This is a genomic window from Algihabitans sp., from assembly GCF_965226985.1.
GTDB lineage: Bacteria > Pseudomonadota > Alphaproteobacteria > Kiloniellales > DSM-21159 > Algihabitans.
Genome location: NZ_OZ245712.1, coordinates 1,337,770 through 1,361,236, shown reverse-complemented (window position 1 = coordinate 1,361,236; position 23,467 = coordinate 1,337,770). Strand labels below are relative to the sequence as shown.

Annotated in this window: 22 protein-coding genes, 2 tRNA genes and 1 riboswitch; of the genes, 14 read left to right on the top strand and 10 right to left on the bottom strand. The window is 63.8% G+C overall.

All coding sequences use genetic code 11. The features are described 5' to 3' along the window. Positions 1–133 precede the first annotated feature (133 nt). Together ACO054_RS06150 and ACO054_RS06145 are read left to right on the top strand one after the other, a co-directional pair. Positions 134–928, top strand: coding sequence for a PAS domain-containing protein (locus tag ACO054_RS06150; protein WP_421709560.1), 795 nt, complete (start codon positions 134–136; stop codon positions 926–928). Positions 929–1,202: 274 nt separating this feature from the next. Continuing rightward, a complete protein-coding gene (locus tag ACO054_RS06145) occupies positions 1,203–2,057 on the top strand; it encodes a hypothetical protein (RefSeq protein WP_421709559.1) in 855 nt (284 codons plus the stop codon). A 55-nt stretch (positions 2,058–2,112) separates the two neighbouring features. Here ACO054_RS06145 and ACO054_RS06140 read toward each other — a convergent pair whose 3' ends face one another. Next, positions 2,113–4,728 (bottom strand): ATP-binding protein, encoded by a 2,616-nt coding sequence (locus ACO054_RS06140; protein ID WP_421709558.1) that lies wholly within the window; start codon positions 4,726–4,728, stop codon positions 2,113–2,115. A 201-nt stretch (positions 4,729–4,929) separates the two neighbouring features. Then, a complete protein-coding gene (locus tag ACO054_RS06135; protein ID WP_421709557.1) occupies positions 4,930–5,292 on the bottom strand; it encodes a hypothetical protein in 363 nt (120 codons plus the stop codon). 801 nt (positions 5,293–6,093) lie between these two features. On the opposite strand from ACO054_RS06135, the gene ACO054_RS06130 reads away from it, so the two are divergent. Then, complete coding sequence (locus ACO054_RS06130; RefSeq protein WP_421709556.1) at positions 6,094–6,729, top strand: carboxymuconolactone decarboxylase family protein; 636 nt, start codon at positions 6,094–6,096, stop codon at positions 6,727–6,729. Between the two features lie 62 nt (positions 6,730–6,791). Here the strand turns inward: ACO054_RS06130 and ACO054_RS06125 are convergent, their stop codons facing one another. Next, complete coding sequence (locus ACO054_RS06125) at positions 6,792–7,616, bottom strand: NAD(P)H-dependent oxidoreductase (RefSeq protein WP_421709555.1); 825 nt, start codon at positions 7,614–7,616, stop codon at positions 6,792–6,794. 337 nt (positions 7,617–7,953) lie between these two features. On the opposite strand from ACO054_RS06125, the gene ACO054_RS06120 reads away from it, so the two are divergent. Genes ACO054_RS06120 through ACO054_RS06110 form a run of 3 tightly spaced genes read left to right on the top strand, consistent with a single transcriptional unit; the run spans position 7,954 to position 10,096 of the window. Continuing rightward, complete coding sequence (locus ACO054_RS06120) at positions 7,954–8,205, top strand: DUF6522 family protein (protein WP_421709554.1); 252 nt, start codon at positions 7,954–7,956, stop codon at positions 8,203–8,205. A 34-nt stretch (positions 8,206–8,239) separates the two neighbouring features. After that, entirely contained in the window at positions 8,240–9,421 is a 1,182-nt protein-coding gene (locus tag ACO054_RS06115) for an NnrS family protein (protein WP_421710335.1), read from the top strand. After that, complete coding sequence (locus ACO054_RS06110; protein WP_421709553.1) at positions 9,422–10,096, top strand: NnrU family protein; 675 nt, start codon at positions 9,422–9,424, stop codon at positions 10,094–10,096. 546 nt (positions 10,097–10,642) lie between these two features. Here ACO054_RS06110 and ACO054_RS06105 read toward each other — a convergent pair. The 4 genes from ACO054_RS06105 to ACO054_RS06090 form a co-directional block, all read right to left on the bottom strand. After that, a complete protein-coding gene (locus ACO054_RS06105) occupies positions 10,643–11,680 on the bottom strand; it encodes a substrate-binding domain-containing protein (protein WP_421709552.1) in 1,038 nt (345 codons plus the stop codon). Positions 11,681–12,142: 462 nt separating this feature from the next. Then, positions 12,143–12,219 (bottom strand) — tRNA-Arg (locus ACO054_RS06100). Between the two features lie 30 nt (positions 12,220–12,249). Further along, positions 12,250–12,555, bottom strand: a complete 306-nt coding sequence (locus ACO054_RS06095; RefSeq protein ID WP_421709551.1) for an ETC complex I subunit — start codon at positions 12,553–12,555, stop codon at positions 12,250–12,252. A gap of 112 nt (positions 12,556–12,667) precedes the next feature. Next, a tRNA-Pro gene (locus ACO054_RS06090) sits at positions 12,668–12,744 on the bottom strand. A 238-nt stretch (positions 12,745–12,982) separates the two neighbouring features. On the opposite strand from ACO054_RS06090, the gene ACO054_RS06085 reads away from it, so the two are divergent. From ACO054_RS06085 to ACO054_RS06070, 4 genes are all read left to right on the top strand, one after another. Further along, positions 12,983–13,252, top strand: a complete 270-nt coding sequence (locus ACO054_RS06085; protein WP_421709550.1) for a hypothetical protein — start codon at positions 12,983–12,985, stop codon at positions 13,250–13,252. A 108-nt stretch (positions 13,253–13,360) separates the two neighbouring features. Continuing rightward, positions 13,361–15,001 (top strand): peptide chain release factor 3, encoded by a 1,641-nt coding sequence (locus ACO054_RS06080; RefSeq protein WP_421709549.1) that lies wholly within the window; start codon positions 13,361–13,363, stop codon positions 14,999–15,001. Positions 15,002–15,200: 199 nt separating this feature from the next. Further along, complete coding sequence (locus ACO054_RS06075) at positions 15,201–15,857, top strand: O-methyltransferase (RefSeq protein WP_421709548.1); 657 nt, start codon at positions 15,201–15,203, stop codon at positions 15,855–15,857. A gap of 210 nt (positions 15,858–16,067) precedes the next feature. Beyond that, complete coding sequence (locus tag ACO054_RS06070; protein WP_421709547.1) at positions 16,068–16,400, top strand: hypothetical protein; 333 nt, start codon at positions 16,068–16,070, stop codon at positions 16,398–16,400. A gap of 42 nt (positions 16,401–16,442) precedes the next feature. On the opposite strand, the gene ACO054_RS06065 is transcribed toward ACO054_RS06070, so the two are convergent. Together ACO054_RS06065 and ACO054_RS06060 are read right to left on the bottom strand one after the other, a co-directional pair. Beyond that, positions 16,443–16,994: a DUF192 domain-containing protein gene (locus tag ACO054_RS06065; protein ID WP_421709546.1), complete on the bottom strand. Its 552-nt coding sequence runs from the start codon at positions 16,992–16,994 to the stop codon at positions 16,443–16,445. Beyond that, the gene (locus tag ACO054_RS06060) at positions 16,991–18,205 is read right to left on the bottom strand and encodes an acetoin utilization protein AcuC (protein ID WP_421709545.1); all 1,215 of its coding nucleotides are present in this window, start codon (positions 18,203–18,205) and stop codon (positions 16,991–16,993) included. The genes ACO054_RS06065 and ACO054_RS06060 overlap by 4 nt, the downstream gene beginning before the upstream one ends. Positions 18,206–18,323: 118 nt before the next feature. After that, positions 18,324–18,445: riboswitch (TPP riboswitch) on the top strand. Here ACO054_RS06060 and ACO054_RS06055 point away from each other — a divergent pair. From ACO054_RS06055 to ACO054_RS06040, 4 genes are all read left to right on the top strand, one after another. Beyond that, a complete protein-coding gene (locus ACO054_RS06055; RefSeq protein WP_421709544.1) occupies positions 18,442–19,218 on the top strand; it encodes an ABC transporter ATP-binding protein in 777 nt (258 codons plus the stop codon). It overlaps the preceding riboswitch by 4 nt. Positions 19,219–19,229: 11 nt before the next feature. Further along, positions 19,230–19,985, top strand: a complete 756-nt coding sequence (locus tag ACO054_RS06050; protein ID WP_421709543.1) for an ABC transporter permease — start codon at positions 19,230–19,232, stop codon at positions 19,983–19,985. Between the two features lie 159 nt (positions 19,986–20,144). Further along, complete coding sequence (locus tag ACO054_RS06045) at positions 20,145–20,972, top strand: universal stress protein (RefSeq protein ID WP_421709542.1); 828 nt, start codon at positions 20,145–20,147, stop codon at positions 20,970–20,972. A 290-nt stretch (positions 20,973–21,262) separates the two neighbouring features. After that, on the top strand, positions 21,263–21,793 hold the full coding sequence (locus tag ACO054_RS06040) for a fasciclin domain-containing protein (RefSeq protein ID WP_421709541.1): 531 nt from the start codon (positions 21,263–21,265) through the stop codon (positions 21,791–21,793). Positions 21,794–21,904: 111 nt separating this feature from the next. Here ACO054_RS06040 and ACO054_RS06035 read toward each other — a convergent pair whose 3' ends face one another. Then, entirely contained in the window at positions 21,905–23,449 is a 1,545-nt protein-coding gene (locus ACO054_RS06035) for a sodium:proton antiporter (RefSeq protein WP_421709540.1), read from the bottom strand. Positions 23,450–23,467 lie beyond the last annotated feature (18 nt).

Sequence of the window (23,467 nt, the reverse complement as noted above, 5' to 3'; positions counted from 1 at the left end):
GGTCGATTTCCTTATCGTGGTAGGGCAAAAAGCCCCGGGCGCACAAGCAGGAAGCTTGGCTGAACTTCAGTATGCAGTGCATAGGCCGACCGCTCCAGCAGGCAGAGACCGCGGTGACGGCAAAAGGACGAGCATGCCAGAACACACCAAGATTCCACCTACGGCTGCCGGAACGCCGCAGGCCGGGACGGCGAGACTCGAAGCGGACGCGCAAGAAACGGCCTCTATTGATGGCGAAGCCGTGCCGCTCAAAACACTTGAGGCGTCGCCGTATCTCAACGAAAACGGCCCGCCGAATACGAGCCTCTCCAAAGTCGGCCTGGAAGGGATTCAGCCCAGCGGAGTGGAACTCGGAGAGATCAATCTGGGGGAAGTCGATCTGCGGGACATCGCCCCGGAAGAGATCGAACCCGAGGCAATCGGCAGCAAGCTCTTGCGCGACGGCCTGCGCTATTGGCAGTCCAAGTGGCGCTCCGCCCGTCTGCCGTCGCGCGGCGACCTGGACCCCACGGAGATTCCGCGTCTGCTGCCCTATATCGAGCTGTCCGAGGTGCTCGACGAGGGTGCCGACTTCCGCTTCCGTCTGGTCGGCAGCCATCTGGTCGACACGGATCAGATCAACCCGACGGGTCGGCGCCTCTCGGAGTTCTTCAAAACCACGAGCTACCGTAGCTATCAGCTTTCGCTCTACAGGTGGGTCTTCGCGCAGCGCCGTCCGCTCTATAGCGGCGCCCGCGTGCCCTTGCCGTCGCGTTCCGTCGAGGTTTTGACGGAACGTCTCTACCTTCCGCTGGCCAGCGACGGCGTCACGGTCGACGTGATCCTGAACTTTCAGGTCTGTCGTGGCGTGCAGGACAGCGGACTGGACCTGGAAACCGCCTTCGATCCACACAAGGGCCAGCGTTTCACCGCGGCCCTGCGCGTTTAGGCGATCTCGATACCACCGTCGATGCCTCGGGCCACAAGGATATAACAGAATTCGTGTCCGGAGTGTTCGGGCGGTCATGCGGTCGCACGCCCAATCTGCCTCACGTTACCGGACATTCTGGCTGCCTGTCGCAACTCGACGAAGGCTTCGGACAGAGCTTTGTAAAGCAGATTACAGATCGACCCGTCGCAGGAGCGCTAGACTGCCGCTGAGCATTCGGTTGTCCGGATCGACTTTTTTGCCAAGACACCTTTAGGACGCCCGTAGGCCAGCGATGACCGATGTTGCATCCCTTCGACAGCCTCCGGCCCAGACACCGGCGGCGACGGCCGACCGGCTTGCCGCCCCGCCGCGCCGGCTCTTCACCGGCTACCTGATCGCGGCCCTGGTCATGCTGGTCCTGCCGTTCCTGCTGTCCTACGCGATCTGGGCGGTGACCGGAGAATGGGCGGTGCGCACGGCCTATCAGGACATCGCACCGATCGCACACACCACTCATGCCTTGGTCGGCGTTTTTCTGCTCGTCGCTTTCCCGCTGCAGGCGCTGCTCGGCTTGAAGATGACCGGACAGCGCAAGGGACGAGCCGGAGCGAACAGATCGGACAGCGGCAGAAACCGCACGTGGCATCGTCGGCAGGGCAGCATCGTGGTCGCGGTCTATCTGGCCTACGTCGCGACCGGCATGGTGATGCTCTGGGACTCCTCAGTGATCGGTCGCGGCGTCGCATCCCTGGCAAGTACGTTGCAGATCACCGTCCTGGTCGGGGCGAGCGCAGTCTGCCTAGCGCTGGCCTGGCGTGCGGCACGCAGCGGCGACATCGGCCGGCACATGGATCACGTGCTCTTCGCACTGATCGCCATCTCGAACATCTCGCTCGGCCGGCTCGTCATCGGTTCCTTCAAGGTACTGGGTATCGAACCCGGCGAGGTGATGCTTCCCGGCGGCGCCGTGGGCTTCATCTCCGCCGGAGAGTTCGGCGCCATCACGACGATCACGCTGCTGGCCCTTTTCTGGCTGTCCTACGCCGTCCGGCGGGGAATCGTCTTCACCCAGTGGGGAAAGACCGCATCGCTCGCCGTGCTTCCGGCCTTCTGGCCCGTCATACTGATTCCTGGACTCGGCCAGTAGCAGTGCCTGTCGAGGCTCTGCCCCTCCACCCAAGTCTGTCCCCACTGGGGCGCAATCAGTTCAACTGAGGGCGTGTTAGAGCGAAGGCTTTCTCAAGATTGGCGAAGACCGCGGACAGATCCGCAGCCGGCGTGTCATGCTGCGGCGACGATTTGGCCAGCGCCTCGAGATCGGCCGCCAACTTGGAGACGGCCGTCGCCCCCACGATCCGGCTCGACGACTTGATGGTGTGAGCCGGGCGTATCACTTCGGAAAGCTCACCCTTGCCGAAGGACTCGGCGATTTCCCGAATGTACCGCTCCGTATCCTCAAGGTAGATCGACACCATCGCCGGGAACTTGGTCTTCATACGCGCCCGAAAGCTCGCCAAGGCCTCCCGATCGATCAAGTCCGGCGAATCCGAGAGCTTCATCCGTCTTGCAGACGATGGCGACGACGTTTCGTGCCGCCCCTCATCCGACAGGGGAACGACAGGCTGCGGCGTGAGAGAGGTCGACGTTAGGGGCTCTGGCGCAGCACTGGCAGTGGGGGAGCTGAACACTTGCGAGGGCGTGTTAGTTGTCGTCGCTGCTTCGGTTTGCGGCCCGCTTCCCTTCGTCAACTGCCGGAGCAAACGAGATAGCTCCCTTTCATCCAGGGGCTTGGTCAGGTAGTCGGTCATCCCGGCGGCGAGGCAACGTTCCCGGTCGCCCTTCAGCGCGTTCGCGGTCAGAGCGACAATGGGCACCGGGTGTACAGCTCCCTCGGAAACCAGGCTCGCGATCCTTTGGCTGGCCTCGAAGCCGTCCAGAACCGGCATCTGACAGTCCATCAGAATGAGATCGAAAGGCTCGGCCTTGGCCGCTTCGACACCCTCCATGCCGTTGATAGCCACGGTTATGCGGCATCCGCGGCTGCGGAGCACGGCTTCTGCATAGAGTCTGTTGATCGGATCGTCTTCGACCAACAGAACCTTCAGATCGTCCCGTGCCTTCGCCGCCGCGTTTCCTTGAGCAGTTGAAGACCCCACCGGCGATGCCTGCTGCGGCGGAGGGTTGGCGACGGCTTGAAGCCTCTGCGCCTGGGTGAGTGCCTCTTCGCCCACATCGGATGGTCCAGCGTCGACCGCAGCAGACTCAGACATCTCGGTACGTGCCGATTCGGTGGCGGGAACGACGAGAACCGGGATCCAGAACTTGAACTCGGTCCCCTCGCCTAGCTGACTCCGAACGTCAATTTCTCCGGACATCATCGCGACCAGCTGCCGGCTGATCGCCAGACCGAGCCCCGTGCCGCCGAACTTCTTGGTGGTTGAGACGTCGGCTTGCGTAAAGCGCTCGAAAATGCGCGACTGCGCTTCCTCGCCTATCCCGACACCGGTGTCTCGTATCGCAAAGACCAGCCGGACCAGAGTCGGGTTTTCCGGATGCGGGACCTGTTCCACGCAGATGATCACCTGCCCCTCTTCCGTGAATTTCACGGCATTGCCGATCAAGTTGGAGAGAACTTGCCGGAGACGAAGAGGATCGACCTTGGCTTGTGGAGAGACGCTCGGTGAAAATCGCAACTTCAGCTTTATGCCCTTGTCTCGCGCGGCTGGAACGAATTGCGTTCCGACACTCCGCAGCAGTTCGGCTATGTCCGTTGGCTGTTCGCACAACTCAAGCTGATTGCTCTCGATTTTGCTGAAATCGAGAATGTCGTTGATGATCGCCAAAAGCGACTCGGCCGAGGCGATCAGACCGTTCAGATACACCCTCTCCTTTTGACCCAACTTGGACTTTGCGATCAGCTTCGTCATACCGACGATTCCACTGATCGGCGTGCGCAGCTCATGGCTCATGTTCGCCAGGAAACGGGACTGCTGTTCATTCGAGCGCTCGGCCGCTTGCTTTGCGTGACGGAAAGCCTGGTTTTGACGCGCGACTGAAAGCAGGTAGAGAATCGTCACACCGGTCAAGAGCAGACCACAGAAGACAATAAGATACTCTTCTTTGCCGTAGGGCTTGAAAGCAGTCGGTTCGGACGGGGCGAAGGTAATCAAGAAGGGAAGGTCCGCCATAGCGATCGGCAGGTCCAGAGTCTCCTGCTCGGCAGCTTCCCCCGCCCCAAAGGGGTTTGGCTTGTCGACAAGCGTGAGATCCTCTTGAATCCCGGGCCAAGATCCCGTGAATCTTATTATCTGCGCCGGCACTCGGGACTCAGCCGAATTTACCGCCTCTATGAGATAGTCGATATCGACTGTTACGAAAACGAACCCTTGGATCTTCGGCGCTCGTATAAACTTACCTCCGAGCGGGCGCTCTCCGCGCGCGGCTCCGCCGACCTGCTTATGAATAACCGGTTCGATCAGAACGACCGTCCGGCTGTCCGCGGATTGATCGTGATGGGAAAACAGAGGTGTTCTCAAAAAGTAGTTTCGACGATCCGGAATCTGTGTGGAGAAGATTCTGGAGAAGCGCTCTTGCGCTTCAGGCAGCAGGTCGATGGTAACCACCTCCCGATTGCCGTTACTAAGAAACGACTTCTGTGTTTGAGAGGGCGTCCACTGGATCCAGCCAAACTCCTTGATCGCTGGCCGCACCGAATGGCGCATCCCGATGTGCAAGAAGAGAGCCTCGGTAAAGACGCCGAATTCGTGCTCGGTCACGTGCGTCGAAGCGGCATAAAGAGCTTCGAAGGTGTTTAGCAAGAAATGTGCGGCCTCGAACTTTTGCTCCAGCCGCGAAGCCTGTCTGGTCGCCTCGTCTTCGAAGTCGTCGATGGCGGTGGTCTGCAGGTTCCGGTGCCATAGCTCGGCGGCGAAAACCGAGAGAACCAGACCGGCAACCCCGATGAGGGTCGCGACGGACCACCCCATGGTCTTGCTTACGGTCGCAGAATTCATGGCAGTCTACCAATCCAATTCGGTTTGCGCGGAGACGAAGCCAACCACCTGGTTCCCCACTGCATTGGAAACGACTTTATCGAAGCTCACGATTGTCGCCTGAGCGATCCCGAGCCCGTTGCTGTCGCTGGCGCAAGCAGGATCGATCTTGAGATAATTCTTCCACTCGAAGCCGCGCCCGCCATCCATGATGACGACGCAGAGTCCGTCTTCATGACGTTTGAGAACGACATCGACATGGCGGTCCTTGTACTCAGGGAGGGTGAGACGGCATTCGATCTCATCCTGCAGTCTGCCGTCGTGAATGAGCTGCGCCTTCCGCTCGTAACCGATCTCGAGATTGCCGTGCTCGACCGCGATGCCGTCCATCTCGGGCATCACCTTCAGTCGGCGCATTTCCGTCCAGTAGGTCGAGATCCGCATCGACCGGCAGATCGACGTCCAGATTGATCCCAAGTAGATCAACGTCCAGATCTTCTGCCTGATACTCCTCGGCATCCAGCTTTGCGGACGGCGCATCCGCGAACTGAACGCTCTTGGACAGATTGCCCGACGTGGGCGTGTTGACGCTGGCACCCGATCCGTTCACGGCCGTGACACGCTCTTTCCAGTTCTGAGACACAGACTGTTCGAACGGGCCACGTTAGGCAGAGCACCTTAAAGAGGGCCTAATCGCACTTGAGACTTCTCAATGAATCACAATTAATTCATCGAAGATCAAATAATGAATTGCCGATTTAAAGTAGTTTTCACCATAGAATATACCACCATCTATAAATATAAATGGAAATATACTTACTACTCCACCCACTGAGATGCGTCGGCTGGAGCGCCGCTCCCCTCTGGCGGCGTAGGCCGACGTGCCAAGCATGGCAGCTGCCGCCTGGAGGAGACATCGCTCTCTCGGAGATGCCGACCGCATGCAAAGCGGCGCGGTGTCTTACCTTCGAAAGTAATTTCTTGGGCCCTTGCACGATTTCGCGAGCAGGGACCGTCCGTGCGTTGTGGTTCCGGCTTGGCGGACACACTTCTAGATGCGTGGTGCGTACGAACAGCGACTTGACGGGGCTGACTGTCCCACCGGCTAGAGAGACGGGCCTTCGCCGTCGAGCGCTCGCCGAGCCCTCGACCAGCCGACCGGTGAAGTCGGACATTGAATGGAGTGAACAGGTGAGAGTGGAACCCAAACCGATCGAACGGGTCGCCTGGTATCTGCGACCCTTCTTCTGGAACCAGCGCCGCAAATACGGTGAGACGCTGCAGGCCGCCCTGCTCTGGGCTCGCGCGCCCCGGCTTTTCCTGGGGGTCGCCTTGCTCTACGGCATGATCGACCGTAAGTCCTCGCCGCTGTCGCCCGCCCTGCGCTCCCTGCTGACGGTGCGGGTTTCGCAGATCAATCACTGCAGCTTCTGCGTCGACATCAACTCGGCCACCTTGATGAAGCGCGGCGTGTCTTCCGAAAAGATCGACGCCCTGCCCGACTGGCGCGACAACCCGCTGTTCGACGAGTTGGAGAAGGCTACCCTGGCCTATGCCGAGGCCGTCACCCTGTCGGATGGCGAGGTCGACGACGAGATGATGGCCGCCCTGCGCCGCCACTTCGACGAAGACGGCATCGTGGAGCTGACCGGCCTGATCGCCTTCCAGAATCTCTCCAGCAAGTTCAACAGCGCCCTCGCCGTACCGCCCCAGGGCTTCTGCCGGATCCCCGGCCAAACCGCCGCGCCCCAGGGCGAACAGGGGGTCGGATCGGAAAGCGGGACCCAAGACGCGAGCCCGGCGAAGGCGACCGTTGGGGGAGACTAAGGTTGCCCGCTCTCCAGCAGGTCCAGGATTAACTTACTGTGCCAGGAAAGACCTCTAAAATATTATTTTAGAACGCTTTCCGGAGAAAACAAACCTGGCCATCCCGGGATACCGTTCAGGTCTGCGCTCTGGCGAAGGAAGGGCGAGTAGCTCGGCGCCTCGGGAGTCAAAAGACCGGTCTCATCGAAGTCTTCCCAGCCGTTGAAGGGGAGTTCAGGCTCGCGAAAGGCGTTCGGCAGCCGGCGCGCAAGACGCTCTTCCGTGCGGCGCAGATCCGCCTCTACTGCCTCGCCATTGGCCCCGGCAGCGTTGAGGCCACCATGCACGCCATAGGCGACGGACGGCTGCAAAAGAGAGAAGCCGACGAACCTGAGGGTAAAGAGCGTCGGCCAGAGCAACGCAGCCAGATCGCCGCCCAGTCCGTTATGGCCGTAGGCCGCCCGGCTGTCGCCGACCGTCAGGGACAAGAGCGCGCGCTTGCCCTTCATGGGTCCCCGGTCGTAGCGCCGCTCGCTAGTATAGAAACCGCCGTAGACCAGAACACGGTCGAGCCAGCCCTTCATGATCGCCGGCATTCCGAACCACCAGAGGGGATACTGGAAAATCACCAGATCCGCGGAGGTCAGGCTTCGCAAAGCCGAGGCCACATCATGCGGGAGGCGGTTCGCTTCGAAAGCGGCCCGCTGCTCGACCTGCGCGTCGAAACGCATCTGATCCGCGCGAGTGACGTAGTGCCGTGGGGCCTCGACCGGGTCGAACCGCTCACCGTAAAGATCCCGCGTTTCCACAGACCATCCCGCGGCCTGAAGAACGCGATCCGCGACTGCGGCGATGCGGGCGTTCGACGATGCGGGCTCGGGTGTGGCCAAGACGATCAGGGCCTGCATGACGCGTTTCTCCTCGGCTGCACCGCTGTCCCGTAGCCTCAGGATGGTGGCGTTAATTTCTACGATGGAGAAAACATAATTTCTTCGTCGTAGAAATCAAGCTCGACACCGCACCCACCTTCGGCCTGCGGAGGCCGGCACCCTTAAGGCAACGGCAAGATCTCTTGATTCGTTAGAACAGGCATTTCATATGCATATTAAAATCACGCCTGCGCGGCATAGAGGCGGGGTGCGGCGCAGAAACGGGGACCGCGAAGCGTGCGCGAAGGCACCTTCTCGACCCGCACCTTCTCGACCCGCACCTTCTCGACCCAGGGACCGAGCGGAGGGTCTGCCCATGAAAGTCGAACTGACCGAAGACGGTGCAATCGTCGCCGCCGAGGACCTTGCCCCCTATCTGGATCTCGCCCCCGCCGCCGTACCGGAGCTTCTGCGTCAAGGGTCGCTCACAGCCCTTTACGAGCGTGGCGAAGGGGCAGACGCCGGCCGCTTCCGCCTGACCTTCAGGTATCAGGGCGCCAGTGTACGCTTCACCTGCGCGGCGGACGGCACCGTTCTCGGCCAGTTCCGCAGTCCGGCGATGTCGTGAGGTGGCGTCCACTTCGGCACAGCCGGCTGCGTTCTTGAGGCCCTGGTCTGGACCAGCGCTCTTCTCTCTCGGGTTCCGGCCCTTCTTCCTCTTCGGGAGTCTCTGGGCCGGTCTGGCCATGGCTCTCTGGATCGCGATGCTGTCGGGCCGCCTGAGCCTGCCCACCGCCTTCGATCCCCTGACCTGGCATGCCCATGAAGCGCTGTTCGGCTACCTCGGCGCCGTCGTCGCCGGCTTTCTGCTGACGGCGGTGCCGAACTGGACCGGCCGGCCGCCTCTGGCCGGCTGGCCGCTCTTCGGGCTTTTAGCGGTCTGGTTGCTGGGGCGCCTCGCGGTGGCCGTATCGGCCTTTCTTCCGTCTTGGGCCGTTGCCCTGGTTGATTTGGCGTTTCTGACACTGCTGGCCGCCGTGATCCTGCGCGAAGTCGTGGCCGGGAAGAACTGGCGTAATCTGGTCGTGTTGCTGATCTTAGGCACCTTCCTGGCCGGCAACGCCCTGTTCCATTGGGAGGCGGCCCGTCAGGAAGGCTACGCGGCCTCGGGGCTCGGGCTGCGTCTTGGCTTGGCCGCCGCCGTCATGATGATCGCCGTGATCGGCGGGCGCATCGTACCCGCCTTCACCCGCAACTGGCTGGCCAAACGCGACGCCCCTGCGCTCCCCGCGTCTTTCGGACCTCTCGACAGGCTCGCCCTTCTGGTCAGCCTGGCTGCACTGCTGTCCTGGGTGGTCGTCCCCGCCTGGGCAGGCAGCGGCGTGGCCCTGCTGGCGGCCGGTCTTGCGCTCGCGCTGCGGCTGGTCCGCTGGCAAGGCCTACAGACGCGCGCCGAACCGCTGGTCTGGATCCTGCATATCGGCTACGCCTTCGTACCGTTGGGCATGCTTGCGCTCGGCACGGCGATCCTCCGGCCGGACCTGCTGACGAACGTCGCCGCCCAGCACCTCTGGATGGCCGGCGGGATCGGCGTGATGACACTGGCGGTCATGACCCGCGCGACCCTGGGCCACAGTGGACGCAACCTCAAAGCCGATAGCTGGACGACCGGCCTCTACCTGCTGGTGATCGCCGCCGTGGCGCTCCGCCTGCTGGCCGATCCGTTCCCCGCCTGGGCCGCACCGCTTTACGGTCTCTCCGCCGTCCTCTGGTGCGCTGGCTTCTTCGGCTTCGCCCTGCTCTATGGCCCCTTGCTGATCCGTCGGCGGAGGGACTCGCGCTAGGTGAGCGGCTGGACGGAGTTTGCCCTGGCCTTCCTGGCCTTCTTCCTCGCCCACGCGCTGCCTGTCCGGCCGCCGGTCAAGGCGCGGCTGGTCGCGGCGCTGGGGCCGCGCGGCTTCACCCTGGCCTATTCCCTGCTGTCCCTGGCCCTGCTCGCCTGGCTGATCGGCGCGGCGAGCCGCGCGCCGTTCCTACTGCTCTGGAACTGGGCGCCCTGGCAGGCCTTCGTCCCCTTGAGCGCCATGGCGGCCGCCTGCCTGCTGGTCGCGCTCAGCCTCGGCCGCCCCAACCCCTTCTCCTTCGGCGGGCGGCACAACGACCGCTTCGACCCCACCCGCCCCGGCCTGCTGCGCTGGACGCGCCACCCCCTGCTGGCCGCCCTGGCCCTCTGGGCCGCCGCGCACATCCCGCCCAACGGCGACCTCGCCCACCTGCTACTCTTCGGCAGCTTCGCCACCTTCGCCCTACTCAGCATGCGCCTGATCGACCGCCGCAAGCGCCGGCAAATGGGCGGCCGCTGGGACGACCTGGTCACCCGGATGAGAAAGGCGCCGGCAGCGGCGGGCTTCGACCGGGCGTCGGGATTACCGCTGCGCCTGGGCGCAGCGGCCCTGTTCTACGCCCTGCTGCTCGGTCTACACACGCAGCTCTTCGGCGTTTCGCCGTTGCCGCAATGACTGTGCTGTAGAAGCCCATATATCTAGGCCATTTTAATGAATAATATACCAAATCATGAGTTGAGACATGCCTTATAACAATGAATTTCCTGTTAATTAATCATTCAATGAACCTTTACAGTAAGACAACAACTTAAAATATAAAATATTTGATACGAGATTTCGATGGTGCAATCTTTTCGCAAGAGCGGAAGAACAGACTGTGAGTTAGGCTATGCACGGGAGCCTAAAACGACGGAGACGGCCGCCTCGAATCCTGCCCCCGCCCCAGTCAAATCGTTACAGAGGTTGAATGTCGGTCTCGGTGCTTGCGCCCCCCGCAACCAACACAGAACGTCCGCCGCGCAGATCAACGGCGGAGGTTTTTCTGCATCCAGTACTTGCATCCAGTAACTGCACCAAGCCAAAACCGCCCGAAGCGAGACAACGGCTTCAGCACTTCGCAGCCGCCTAGCACACACCTGCTTCGGTCGGCCCATAGCGGTTTCCCGCAGCGGCCGCCCCCAAGCAAGTTTAGCGCGACCGCGGATTCAGAGCTCAATTGCTCTACCAGTTGAGTTCGCGACCAAAATCGAAATCTTCAGACGACATGAAACCGCCTGCACGGTAAGCACCAGGTGCCGCATCAAACAAGAACTCCAGGAAAGCGTCTGCGGCCGACGGATCTGCGTTCGGCCGTTCTGCTTTCGCGACAGCGATTTCTGAGCCGAATTGTGCCGCCTCCGGTATTTCGACAAAGGCAAGACGGTCAGGCCAGTAGCTCGCGTAAAAGTCGGCAAGATGGCCAAAGATCATTCCCACCGGAGCGATTCCGTTCATAACCGCGTAGGGAACATCCCTATGCTGTATCGCTACCCGCCCTGGAAAATCGGCGACCTCCCGCGCAAAAACTGCGCGGGCCGCATCTTCTCCCAAGAGTGCGTTAAGCGTGCCAAGATATTGGTGGCGTGCACCAGTCTCACGCGGTGTTGCGAACACGAAAGGCAGATCCGATGAGGCAAACGCTTGAAGGTCCGGGACCTTTTGATACAGATCGCGATTGATGAGTAAACCCATTCCACGATGTTTAGCGAAGACACGAGGTTTGCTCGCAAGTAATTGTTGTTCGTTGAGTCGCCCCATTGGTCGCTCGCCGAGCATGAAGAGATCGGGAAATACCGGTGTATCCTGCTTCACAGGGAGCTGAGCATTGCCGAACCGGAAACCTCCGCTCTGCAGCCCGGCCATGATCATGACTTGAGGCAGCGTGACGACCGTGATTTCGTCAGCTGTAATGGAGCAACGCTCGGTCTCGGCACAGTATTCCGGAAATGCATCGAAAACGAGAGGGAGTAATACTGGATAGTGGTTGCCTTCGGTAAAAATAGTCAGCTTTGCGCTGCCATCGACTGGACCAACTATGTCTGGGATGCCATTGGTAAGCCCATCTCCGCGATCGATACCGTCGTCGACGCGAAGATGGCCTAGCTCAGGTCCATAGGTAGGCCAATCCAAAGGGTCCGTTGCGTGTCCAGGACCGGCTGATGCGATAATGGCCAAAGCCATTACAATGTAAATTCTAGATAGACTGATGGTTTTTTTCATGGCATGACCTCAGCTTTACAAATTCGTTGTTAAGCGACAGATCATTGACCGCGTCTTTATTGGAAAATACTCTATCTTGGGAGTACGGCCAATTCCGACCCTACAAGCCTATTGGAGATAAGTGACGGTTTCATGACATTCTGCTTTAACGTGCCGGCTGGAGTGCTCACACATTTGATTTCATGAGTCAGACGATGCGCGGCGTTTCATGCGGTTTTTTCCAATGCCCCCTTCGTCCCTAACGCGGTCCAACGTTGTTGTGTGTTAAAGCCAACCCAGAGCTGTAAGCGGGCGCGCTTGCCGCAGTGACTTCGCCGGCACAACAGGAGATGGCACAGTAGTCCGCCTCGCAAGACGAGGCGCACCGCGCCTACTGCGCCCCGATCGTCGACACGAGAGCGAAACGCGCAGTCGAACAGCATCGAAGCACGAGGCAAGTTTAGGCCGCTATCTTCGAAAAAATGGCGCGCCCGGCAGGATTCGAACCTGCGGCCTGATGCTTAGAAGGCACCTGCTCTATCCAGCTGAGCTACGGGCGCTGACCGGGTGTTCTTATGGACCGGGAGGGCCTAGTGCGTCCAGCGCAGGGGCCGGTCGTGCTTGAAGTTGTCGGCGTAGGCCTTGGGGCGGACGGCGCGTTCGCTCGGGCGCTCGACGCTGTACATGTAGCCGTGGCGCTTAGCGTAGTCCACGGCCTCCTCCTCGCTATCGAAGAAGAGGCGGAGCTGCTGGCGCGTATCGCCGGAGGCGGTCCAGCCCATCAGCGGCTCGATGCTGCGCTGCTGCTGCGGCTCGAACTCCAGCACCCAGCGCTTGGTGTTGGCCCGGCCGGACTGGGTGGCCGTCTTGGGGCTCTGGTAAATCCGCACCTGCATGGCGGTCTCTCGTTCTCTCTAGTGTCGACTGGCTCTCTGGTATCGACTGGCGTTTCGGCGTCGACGGTCGCCGCCCTATCCAGGGACGCTTTCGCGTCACCTGGGAAAGATATGGTCGGGGAGACTGGATTCGAACCAGCGACCCTCTGCTCCCAAAGCAGATGCGCTACCAGGCTGCGCTACTCCCCGGCCCGCCCGCCGCCTCGCCGCTCTGCGGCGCCGGACTGCGGGCTTGCGCGCTTATAGCACCCCGACGTAGGACCGCCTAGCCAAGCTAACCACAGGCCGATGAAGAATTCGTAGCCGAGAGACCGCGCGACGGAGGCCGCCCCTGTTCACCCTCTTCCCCGACGGCAGCCGCGCCCGCGCCACGCGCGCTTACGACCGCCCCTACGCAATTCCCTTCCGCGCGCCGGCCGGCGCCGCCGTGCGGCCGGACTTCGGCGAGACGACGGACGTCGAAGGCTGGGTCTGGGCGACGGATCCGCAGGACCGCGGCGGCTGGGTGCCATTGGCCTGGCTGGACCGGAGCGCCGAGCCCTGGAGGCTGACCCGCGACTTCGACGCGCTGGAGCTAACCGTCGCCGAGGGCGAGGAGGTCACGCTGCACTACGCCGAAAGCGGCTTCGTCCTGGCGACGAACGCGGATGGCGAAACCGGCTGGCTGCCCGACGGCGTGCTGGAGCGGATCGCCTGAGGCGCCGCGGCGGCCTTTAACCCTGCCGCTTACCGGGTTACATCAGGCAGGTTCGATGTCTCCCGCTCTACGGCACGACGCCGCGACAAGGTTTCCCAGCAGAACACTATGGACTCGCTCTCTCCCTCCTCCGCCCCGGACGCCTCGGCGGCGACCGGCACAGGTTCGGTCGCCCAGGCCGTCGCCCGGCGGCGCACCTTCGCGATCATCTCGCACCCGGACGCCGGCAAGACGACGCTGACGGAAAAGCTGCTGCTGTTCGGCGGCGCGATCCAGCTGGCCGGCGCGGTCAAGGCGCGCGGGGAGCGGCGGCGCGCCCGCTCCGACTGGATGAAGGTGGAGCAGGAGCGCGGCATCTCCGTCACCTCGGCGGTCATGACCTATGACTACGGCGGCTGTACCTTCAACCTGCTGGACACGCCGGGGCACGAAGACTTCTCGGAGGACACCTACCGCACCCTGACGGCGGTGGATTCCGCCGTGATGGTGATCGACGCGGCCAAGGGCATCGAGGCGCAGACCCGCAAGCTGTTCGAGGTCTGCCGCCTGCGCGACATGCCGATCGCCACCTTCATCAACAAGATGGACCGGGAGGCGCGCGACCCCTTCGAGATCCTGGACGAGATCGAGCAGACCCTGGCGATCGAGGTCACGCCCGCCTCCTGGCCTATCGGCATGGGGAAGAATTTCCTGGGCTGCTACGACCTGATCCACGACCGGCTGATCCTGGTGGCCCGCAGCAAGGGCGAGCGGCCGGACGAGGGGGAGGTCTGCAGCGGCCTGGACGACCCGAAGCTGGACGAGCTGCTGCCCGACTGGGCTGTGACTGAGCTGCGCGAGCAGGTCGAGATGGCGCGCGGCCTCTGCCCGCCCTTCGACCTGGAGGCCTACCGCGAGGGCAACCTGACGCCGGTCTACTTCGGCTCGGCCCTCAACACCTTCGGGGTGCGCGAGCTGCTGGAGGGGCTGGCCGAGATCGCCCCCGCCCCGCGCCCGCAGCCGACGGCGGAGCGGGCCATCGCGCCGCAGGAGGACAAGGTCACCGGCTTCGTCTTCAAGATCCAGGCGAACATGGACCCCAAGCACCGGGACCGCATCGCCTTCTTCCGCCTCGCCTCCGGCCACTTCAAGCGGGGCATGAAGCTGCGCCAGGTGCGCACCGGCAAGCAGCTGACCCTGCACACGCCGGTGCTGTTCATGGCCCAGGACCGCGAGACGGCGGAGGAGGCCTGGGCCGGCGACATCATCGGCATCCCCAACCACGGCAACCTGCACCTGGGCGACGCCCTGACCGAGGGGGAGGAGCTGCACTTCACCGGCATCCCGGCCTTCGCGCCGGAGCTGCTGCAGCGGGTGCGCCCGACCGATCCGCTGAAGGCCAAGCACGTGGGCCGCGCCCTGCAGCAGCTTGCCGAGGAAGGCGCCGCGCGGGTCTTCAAGCCGCGCCTCGGCTCCGACTGGATCGTTGGCGTGGTCGGCGCGCTGCAGTTCGACGTGCTGGCCGACCGCATCCGCACGGAATACGACGTGCCGGTGATCTTCGAGCCGACGACCTGGATCACCGCCCGCTGGCTGGAGGCCGAGGAGTCCCATACTCTCAAGGCCTTCTGCGACGCCAACCAGGCCAGCCTGGCCGACGACCACGACGACCAGCCGGTCTTCCTGGCGCGCAACACCTGGCACCTGGACGACGCCACCAAGACCAACCCGAAGATCCGCTTCCTCAAGACCCGCGAGCGGGTCTATTGAGGGGATGGTGAAGGCTGGATGGGAGTGTCGGTCCGGTCCAATGCAGGGAATCCAGTAAGACACCCTTCGAGACGCGTCCCTTCGGGCCGCTCCTCAGGATGAAGAGATTTTTGCTATTTATAAAAAGTCTTCATGCCGAGGAGCCGCGCAGCGGCGTCTCGAAGCATGGCCCCAACACAGCCGCCCAAGGAGCCACTGCATGTCCCCGCGCACCATCGGCATGACCGACGCCCTCTACGACTACATCGTTACGGTCTCCCTGCGCGAGCCGGAGATCCTCAGCCGCCTGCGCGCGGAGACGGAGGCCGGGCCCGGCGGCATGATGCAGATCTCGCCGGAACAGGGGCAGTTCATGCAGCTGCTGGCCGAGCTGACGAACGCGCGCAGCTATCTGGAGGTGGGGACCTTCACGGGCTACTCGGCCTTGGCCCTGGCGCTGGCGATGCCGGAGGACTCGCAGCTCGTCTGCTGCGACGTCAGCGAGGACTACACTCGCCTGGCCCGGCGCTTCTGGGAGGAAGCCGGCGTGGCGTCGCGTGTCGACCTGCGGATCGCCCCGGCGCTGGAGACCCTGGAAGCCCTGCAGGGAGAGGGCCGGCAGTTCGACCTGATGTTCATCGACGCGGACAAGGAGAACTACGGCGGCTACTACGAGGCAGGCCTGAAGCTGGTCCGGCCCGGCGGGATCATCATGATCGACAACGTGCTCTGGGGCGGCAGCGTCGCCAATCCGGACAAGACCGACGCGGACACCCAGGCGATCCGTGGGCTCAACAGCGCGTTGCACAGCGACGAGCGGGTGTCCCTCTCCCTCGTGCCGATCGGCGACGGCCTGACCCTGGCGCGGGTCCGCTGACCCGTCCGGCCCGGCACCGCCCCCCCCCGCGTCCGACCGCCAACCCGCCTTCGACTGCAGTCGGCGAACAACGTGCGAGTAAGGCGGCTGCTGTCCGCGTGTAATTCTCGGCGTTTACAATATTCTTAGGTGGTAGTTAACCCTTTTAGACGCAGACTCCACCATCGCTCTGCTGGTGGAGCGAGTCGCGGTCTTTAAGGGGGACCCGCAATGCGTCGATTTTTCACTTTCGCGACCCTGGTGTTGGGCACCGTTCTGGCATCGGGCTTCGCCGCGGGGCTGACCGCTGCGCCGGCCGAGGCGACTCCGGCGGCCTGCCAACAGCGGGACGACGTGCTGAAGCATCTGGCCGGCAAGTATCGGGAAGCTCCAGTGGCCTTGGGCGTCACCAACACCGGCGGACTGGTCGAGGTTCTGTCCAGTGGCGAAGACGGCACCTGGACGATCATCGTCACCTCGCCGACCGGCCTCAGCTGCCTGATGGCTGCCGGCGAAGGCTGGCGCCCGCTCGAGGAAGTCCTGGCGGGCACACCCGAAGCCTAAGGGTGCTGACGAAGCGGCAAGGCAGCGTGGCGACAAACGCCTCTAGTTCAGGCCGTTAACCCTAACGCGGTCTCCGCGTGCCAGACCGAGGCGGGCGACGGTTCCGCCCGGCACCTCCAGCACCGCGCGCACGGGCACGTTGGAGGAGATCGGCGCCGTCGAGTGCGGCACGGCATTCTCGTGCGCCCCCAATATGGTCCAATTGGGACCGATCCAAATCATGTCCAGCGGGATGAAGGTGTCCTTCATCCAGAAGCTGGAGACCCGCGGCCGCCGATGCACGAAGAGCATTCCGCGATCGGCCGCTAGCTCCTCGCGAAACATCAGTCCCCGCGCCTGCTCGTCCGGAGTCCGGGCCAGCTCAACCCGGAAGTCGTGGCGGGATCCGTCCGCCGCCTCGATGGTCAGCGGCACGACGGGTAATTCGAAATCTCCCTCCGAGGCGGCGGCCGACAGCGGTGCGATCACCAAGGAGGCGAAGACGACGAGGAACACAGGGAGAAAAAGGCTGGACATGAGCGCGGCTTTAGCCTGGGACAGCAGGCGAGGCAAGCGCTTCACGTCGTCGGCAGGGTCGAACGCAGGCTGACTCACGGCGCCAGCACCGCTGCGGCAGCGGCTCTGACCTCAGGTCGGATCGCGCCTGGTCGGGGCGCATCGGCCAGCGTTGTGAACCAGGCCTCCGGCGGATTGCGGCCCAGGCGATGCCGCCAGTGAAGGCCGCGCAGCACCGCCTCGGCCTCCGGCGGCAGACGGGCAGGAATCTCGCGACCGTTCAGAACGCCCCAGAGACCGGCCCAGGCGCGCCCGACGGACCAAGGATTGTAGCCGCCGCCGCCGAGCGCCAGCAGATGCGGCGCCAGCGGCCGGATCGCCTCGGCCACCCGCCAGAGCGCGCCGTTCGAGAGGGAAAGCTTGCTCAGCGGATCCTCCTCCAGTGCGTCGGCACCGCACTGCAAGACTATGGCCTGCGGCTCGAAGGCCTCGATTAGCGGCAGCACCGCCGCCTCCAGCAGAAACAGCACCTCGCTGTCGTTGGCGCCCGGCGGCAGCGGCAAGTTGCGCGCCGCGCCGCCGGCGCGGTCGGCCAGACCGCCCGGCCCCTCCGCCGTGGTGCGCGACAACGGCCAACGCCCGGCCTCGTGCAAGGACAGTGTGAAGACCCGCGCGTCGTCGTGAAAGGCATCCTGCACGCCGTCGCCGTGATGGGCGTCGATATCGAGATAGAAAACGCGCTCCAATCCACCATCCAGCAACCTTAGGATCCCCAACACCGGGTCGTTGAAGTAGCAGAAGCCGCTGGCGCGGTCGGGCCGTCCGTGATGAGTCCCGCCGGCGGGCGAATGCACCACGCCCTGCCCGGCCAGCAGCAGATCGGCCGCCAGGATCGAGCCGCCGCAGGCTGTCGCCGGGCGCCGAAAGACCTCGGGGAAGATCGGGTTGCCCGCCAGTCCGAGTTGAAAGCGCTGGCGGGTCTCGTCGTCCAGGCGCTGGTCCCGCTCCGCCTGCTGCACCGCGGCGACATAGTCGGGCCGGTGGAAGCGCGCCAGCTCGGCGACGGTGGCCTGAGGCGACTCCAGATACTGGTCGTCCGGCAACCAACCGAGCGCGCGGCAAAGGTCGATACAGGTGGAGACGCGCGGAATCGCCAAGGGGTGTGCACGGCCGTAGGTCGACTGACGATAGATCTCGTGCCCGATCAGGCGCGGGCGCCCGTCCAGTTCCTTGATCGCCGAGACGACGGATGCTTGGGCGGAGGGCGCTGCGGGACCCGAAGAAGGCAAGTGGTCGAGGGTGTACGGCATCCATTTGAGGGTATGGTGGCGCCCTCTCCGTCTGTCCAGTGTAGGGGCTTGATCAGCACACCGGCTTTACCGGCGCGCAAAGCTGGCATCCGGCGGCTGCGCCCGCCATAGTAGGGCATCGTTTCACCGGGGGAGCCGTTCGGCGGCTGAGAGGTCCCAGCAACAGGCGAGGCGCCTGAGGGACGACCCCAGGAACCTGATCCGGTTCGCACCGGCGTAGGGAGGTGACCTGCCGCATGTACGACTCGCCCCTCGACTCACAGACTCGCGCAACGGCCGGAACGGCGCCCGCCGTTGCGGTCGAGGCCGCGCGCCTGCGCTACGACGGCCTTCCACTGTTCGACGATCTGCATCTGCAGCTTCCGCCGGGTGAGATCACGGCCCTGCTCGGCCCCTCCGGCGTCGGCAAGTCGAGCCTGCTGCGGCTGATCGCGGACCTGGAGGCAGCGGCCGAAGGACGGGTTCATGACGGCAGCGGCCGAGCGCTGACCGGCCGGGTGGCCTACATGGCCCAGCAGGACCTTCTGCTACCTTGGCTCGATCTTGCCGAGAACGTGTTCCTGGGCGACCGGCTGCGCGGCGCGAGGCCGGATCATGCTCGCGCCGAAGCACTGCTGGCCGAAGTCGGGCTGGCCGACCGCCGGCGCGACAGACCGGCGGCTCTGTCGGGCGGCATGCGCCAACGGGTCGCGCTCGCGCGCACGCTCTTCGAGAACCGGCCCGTCGTGCTGATGGACGAGCCCTTCGGAGCGCTGGACGCCATCACCCGTCTGGACCTGCAGTCCCTGGCCGCCGAAAAGCTAGCCGGCCGGACGGTCCTGCTGGTCACGCACGACCCGCTGGAGGCCCTGCGGATCGCCCAGAACCTTCTGGTCATGGCCGGCCGTCCGGCACGCCTGGAACGGCCCGACCGGCCCGAGGGGAAAACGCCGCGTGCGGCGAGCGACCCGGGGGTGCTGCATGGGCAAGCCGATCTGCTCGCCCGGCTCGGTCGCGCGCGTGCCGCAGGATGATCCTACAGCGGATGATCCTGCCGATGACTCTGTTGCGCCCGCTGCTGATCTTCCTCGCCGTCCTGATCGTCTGGCATCTCGGCGTCGTCGTCAGCGGCGTGCCGCACTTCCTGCTGCCGGGGCCGCTGCGGGTCGGTGCCGTGCTACTAGACCGTTGGCAAGAGCTGCTTGCAAACGCCTGGGTCACCGGCCTGGAGATCGTTCTCGGTCTGCTGCTCGGCACTCTGCTGGGCTGCCTCTCCGCCCTCTCCCTCGCCTTGCTGCCGCCGCTGCGGCGCTGGCTTCTACCCCTGCTGGTCGTCAGTCAAGCGATCCCGGTCTTCGCCCTCGCCCCGCTGCTGGTGCTCTGGTTCGGTTACGGCCTCGGCCCCAAGATCGCCATGGCGACCCTGATCATCTACTTCCCCGTCACGGCCGCCTTCTACGACGGGCTGCGCCGGACGGAGCCGGGCTGGCTCGACCTCGCTAAGACGATGGGGGGCAGTCGCCTGTCGATCCTGCTGCGCGTGCGGCTGCCGGCGGCGCTGCCGGCCCTGACCTCGGGCTTGAGGGTCGCGGCGGCAACAGCCCCCATCGGCGCGGTGGTCGGCGAGTGGGTGGGTGCCGGCGCTGGGCTCGGCCGCATGATGCTGGATGCCAACGGGCGCATGCAGACCGATGTGATGTTCGCGGCCCTCTTCGTCCTGGCAGTGCTGGCCTTGGCGCTCTACGCGCTGATCGACCATGGCTGCCGCGCTGCCGTGCCCTGGGCCCAAGAACGCAACTAAGCGGAACCCAACCGAGACCTCTGTTGAACGGCGAGGCGGCGAAGCAGTTCCCACGGATCGCGATCTGCTCTAGCGTGCCGGTCTTCGAGACCTGACGACTACGAACGGTCGGCAACCGGAATCGGCCGTCGCCTGCCCGCGAAGAGGACCCAGTCCCCTATGCCGATCAAGACCATTCTGGTCCATCTGGCCAACGATGCGCATCACGTCGAGCGGTTGGATGTGGCCGTTCGTCTGGCCAAGCAGCATAAGGCTCACATCACCGCGCTCTTCATCACCTTTCCGGTCGGCATGCCGGCCAGTGTCGCAGGGCGCGGCGCTTCCGCGATCTTTCTGACCGAGGCGCAGAAGCAGGCGCGCGCCCGCGCGCTTGCTCTGCAGAAGGAGTTCGAAGGTACCTGCAGCAATCAGGGCGTCTCCCACACCTGGGTGGTCGAGGATGGCGGCCATCACCAGGCGCTCTCGCGCCACGCCCACGTTGCAGACCTGATGATCGTCAGTCATTCCGACCCCGGCGCGTTTCTGGAAGATCGCTTTCGCCGGCGTCTGGCCGAAGAACTGGTGCTGGAGGTGGGTTGCCCGGTGCTGATGCTGCCCCGGCTGAAGCCAGTGCCGGTCTTCGGCGAGAACATCCTGATCGGCTGGCGCTCAAACCGAGAGGCGGTCAGTGCCGTGCGGGGTTCGCTCGACCTTTTGCGCGCGGCGAAGTCAGTGACCGTGGCGACCGTCGGCCCCACCCCGGCGGACAAGCTGTCCGAGCACGAACTGGTCGCCTATCTGGCGCGCCATGGCATCGAGGCCGAGGGGATCAACCTCGACGAGCAGGACGGCGTGGGGTCGACGCTGCTGGCGGAAGCCGGGCGGCGGAAGACCGATCTGCTGATCATGGGCGCCTACGGCCGGTCGCGCCTGCGCGAAGTCGTTCTGGGCGGTGCGACCCGAGAGGTGCTGCGCAACGCGGAGATCCCGGTTCTGGTCAGTCACTGAGTCGGAGAGGCACGCCCTCCCCACTCGCCGGGTGGGTGGCCTATGGGTTGCGCGCCGGGCGCCATTTCGCGGTTAAGTCGGCGGAAAGGTCTGTGACATTCCCGATATGGCTGCAGAAACGGCTTCACTCTGCAGCCATACGGTGACAAGACTGTGATATGATGGAACGGAATCGACCTCTCGTCGGTTTAGCCACGTACATGTGTGCGGGGGGCGCGTTCGCGCGTGCTTCCGTATGAGCGGTCGCTGACCGTTTCCAAGACAGAACAGACAAATGGAGAAGCACGAATATGTCCGCTTTCGCCAAGACTCTTAGCAGCGCCGCGCTGGCTCTCACCGTCGCCGCCGGCGCCAGCTTCGCCGCGACCGACGCCAAGGCCGCCAACCTGGCCGAGACGGCGGCCGCCGCTGGCAGCTTCCAGACCCTGATCGCCGCCGCCACTGCCGCAGGCGCCGTGCCCTACCTGACCGGCGATCAGCCCTACACGGTCTTTGCGCCGACCGACGACGCTTTCGCAAAGCTGCCGGCCGGAACCGTCGACAATCTGCTGCTGCCGGAAAACCGCGCTCAGCTTCGTAAGATCATCGCCCTGCACATCGTGCCCGGCACGATCCCGTCCAGCGCGGTGTTGGGCGAGCAGGTCGCTCCGATCACCATGGCGCTTGACTACATCTACATCAACGGCGTCACCGACAACGGCGTCTTCATCGACACCGAGCAGGCGGACTATCCCTCGCCGAACAGCGCTCAGGTCGTTCAGGCCGACATCATGGCCGACAACGGTGTCATCCACGTGATCGACAACGTGCTGCTGCCGTAACGGCACCGAGTTATAATCGGTCTAAAGGGGCTGGCTGCGGAGAACGCGGCCGGCCCCTTCTCTTTTGCAGGGATCTTGCGGCAGGCCCGTTCGCCTTCGCCGCCTCCGCCGTCAGAAGAGCCCGTCTGCGAAGAAGATCAGCGTCACCACGACGAAGAGCGGAACCAGAAAGACGACCGACCAGAGCATGTAGCCGAAGAAGCTGGGCATGGCGACGCCGCGCTGTTCGGCGATCGAGCGCACCATGAAGTTGGGCGCGTTGCCGATGTAGGTCATCGCCCCCATGAAGACGGCACCGCAAGAGATTGCCAGAAGGGTCGTCGACCATTCGGTCATCAGCTTGTCGACGTTCGGGGCACCGCCGGCGGTATTGAAGAACACCAGATAGGTCGGCGCATTGTCCAGGAAGCTGGAGAGCACGCCGGTCGACCAGAAATACATATAGTTGATCGGCAGCCCATCTTCCTTGGTCACCGACCGGATCACGTCTGCCAACGCGCCGTTCTCTCCCGCCCGCAGCATGGCGATGGCCGGAATGATGGTGACAAAGATGCCGGCGAAGAGCTTGGCAACCTCGAGAATCGGAAACCAGGTGAAACCGTTGGCTTCGCGGCTTTGCATCGGCGTCATGCGCCAGGACAGATAGGCGATCGTCAGCAGCAGGACGTCGCGCACGATGTTCTGCAGGTCCCACTGGGTATGATAGAGCTCGAATGAGATGCCCGGTTGCCAAAAACCGCTCATCAGCACGCAGCCCATGACGCCGAGCAACAACACGATGTTGAAACTGCCTTCGAGCGACAACGGCTCCTTCATGTCGCCCCCCGGCACGTTGTCTCCCGGCACGCCGGCCTCGGCAGGAGCGGCGCTTTGGCCCTCGCTGCGAAACAGGTAGCTGTCGAACAGGAAGTAGATCAGCAACAGGGGGAGAGCCACGATGAGCATGGGCAGGAACATGTTCGTCGTGGGCCAAAAGAAGTCGACGCCCTTCAGAAAACCGAGGAACAGCGGCGGATCGCCCAGGGGCGTGAGGGACCCCCCGATGTTGGCGACGAGAAAGATGAAGAATACGACCGTGTGAACTTGATGCTTGCGCCAGTCGTTGGCGCGCAGGATCGGGCGGATCAGCAGCATTGCGGCGCCGGTCGTGCCCATGAAACTGGCGAGGACGGTCCCCATCGCCAGGATGGCCGTGTTGACGGCCGGAGTCCCCCGCAGGGTTCCCTTCAGCCGAACGCCGCCGGCGACCGTAAAAAGCGTCAGCAGCAGGACGATGAAGGGGATGTACTCCAGGATCGCGACGTGAATGACCTCGAAGAGCGCCAGTTCCCAGCCGAAAACAAGAGCGAAGGGGATCAGAAAGGCCAGGGCCCAGAAGGCGGAGACCTTACCGAAATTGCCGTGCCACCAGATCGGGGCGACCAGCGGAAAGATCGCGATCGACAGCAGGATGCCGATGAAGGGCATATCCCAGATGAGGGTCAGGACCGCCCCCTCCAGGTGCGGAGCAGCACCGTGGCCACCGCCCGCCTCGGCGGCCAGAGCGGAGGTCGCACCCCATAGCAGAAGAACGGCCGATAGGCCTGCGAGGCCTGGAAAGAGCGACCAGTGCAACCGCAGCCGGCCTTTGACAAAAGCGAGCATCGACGCGAGCACGGGCGGATCCTTCGCTTC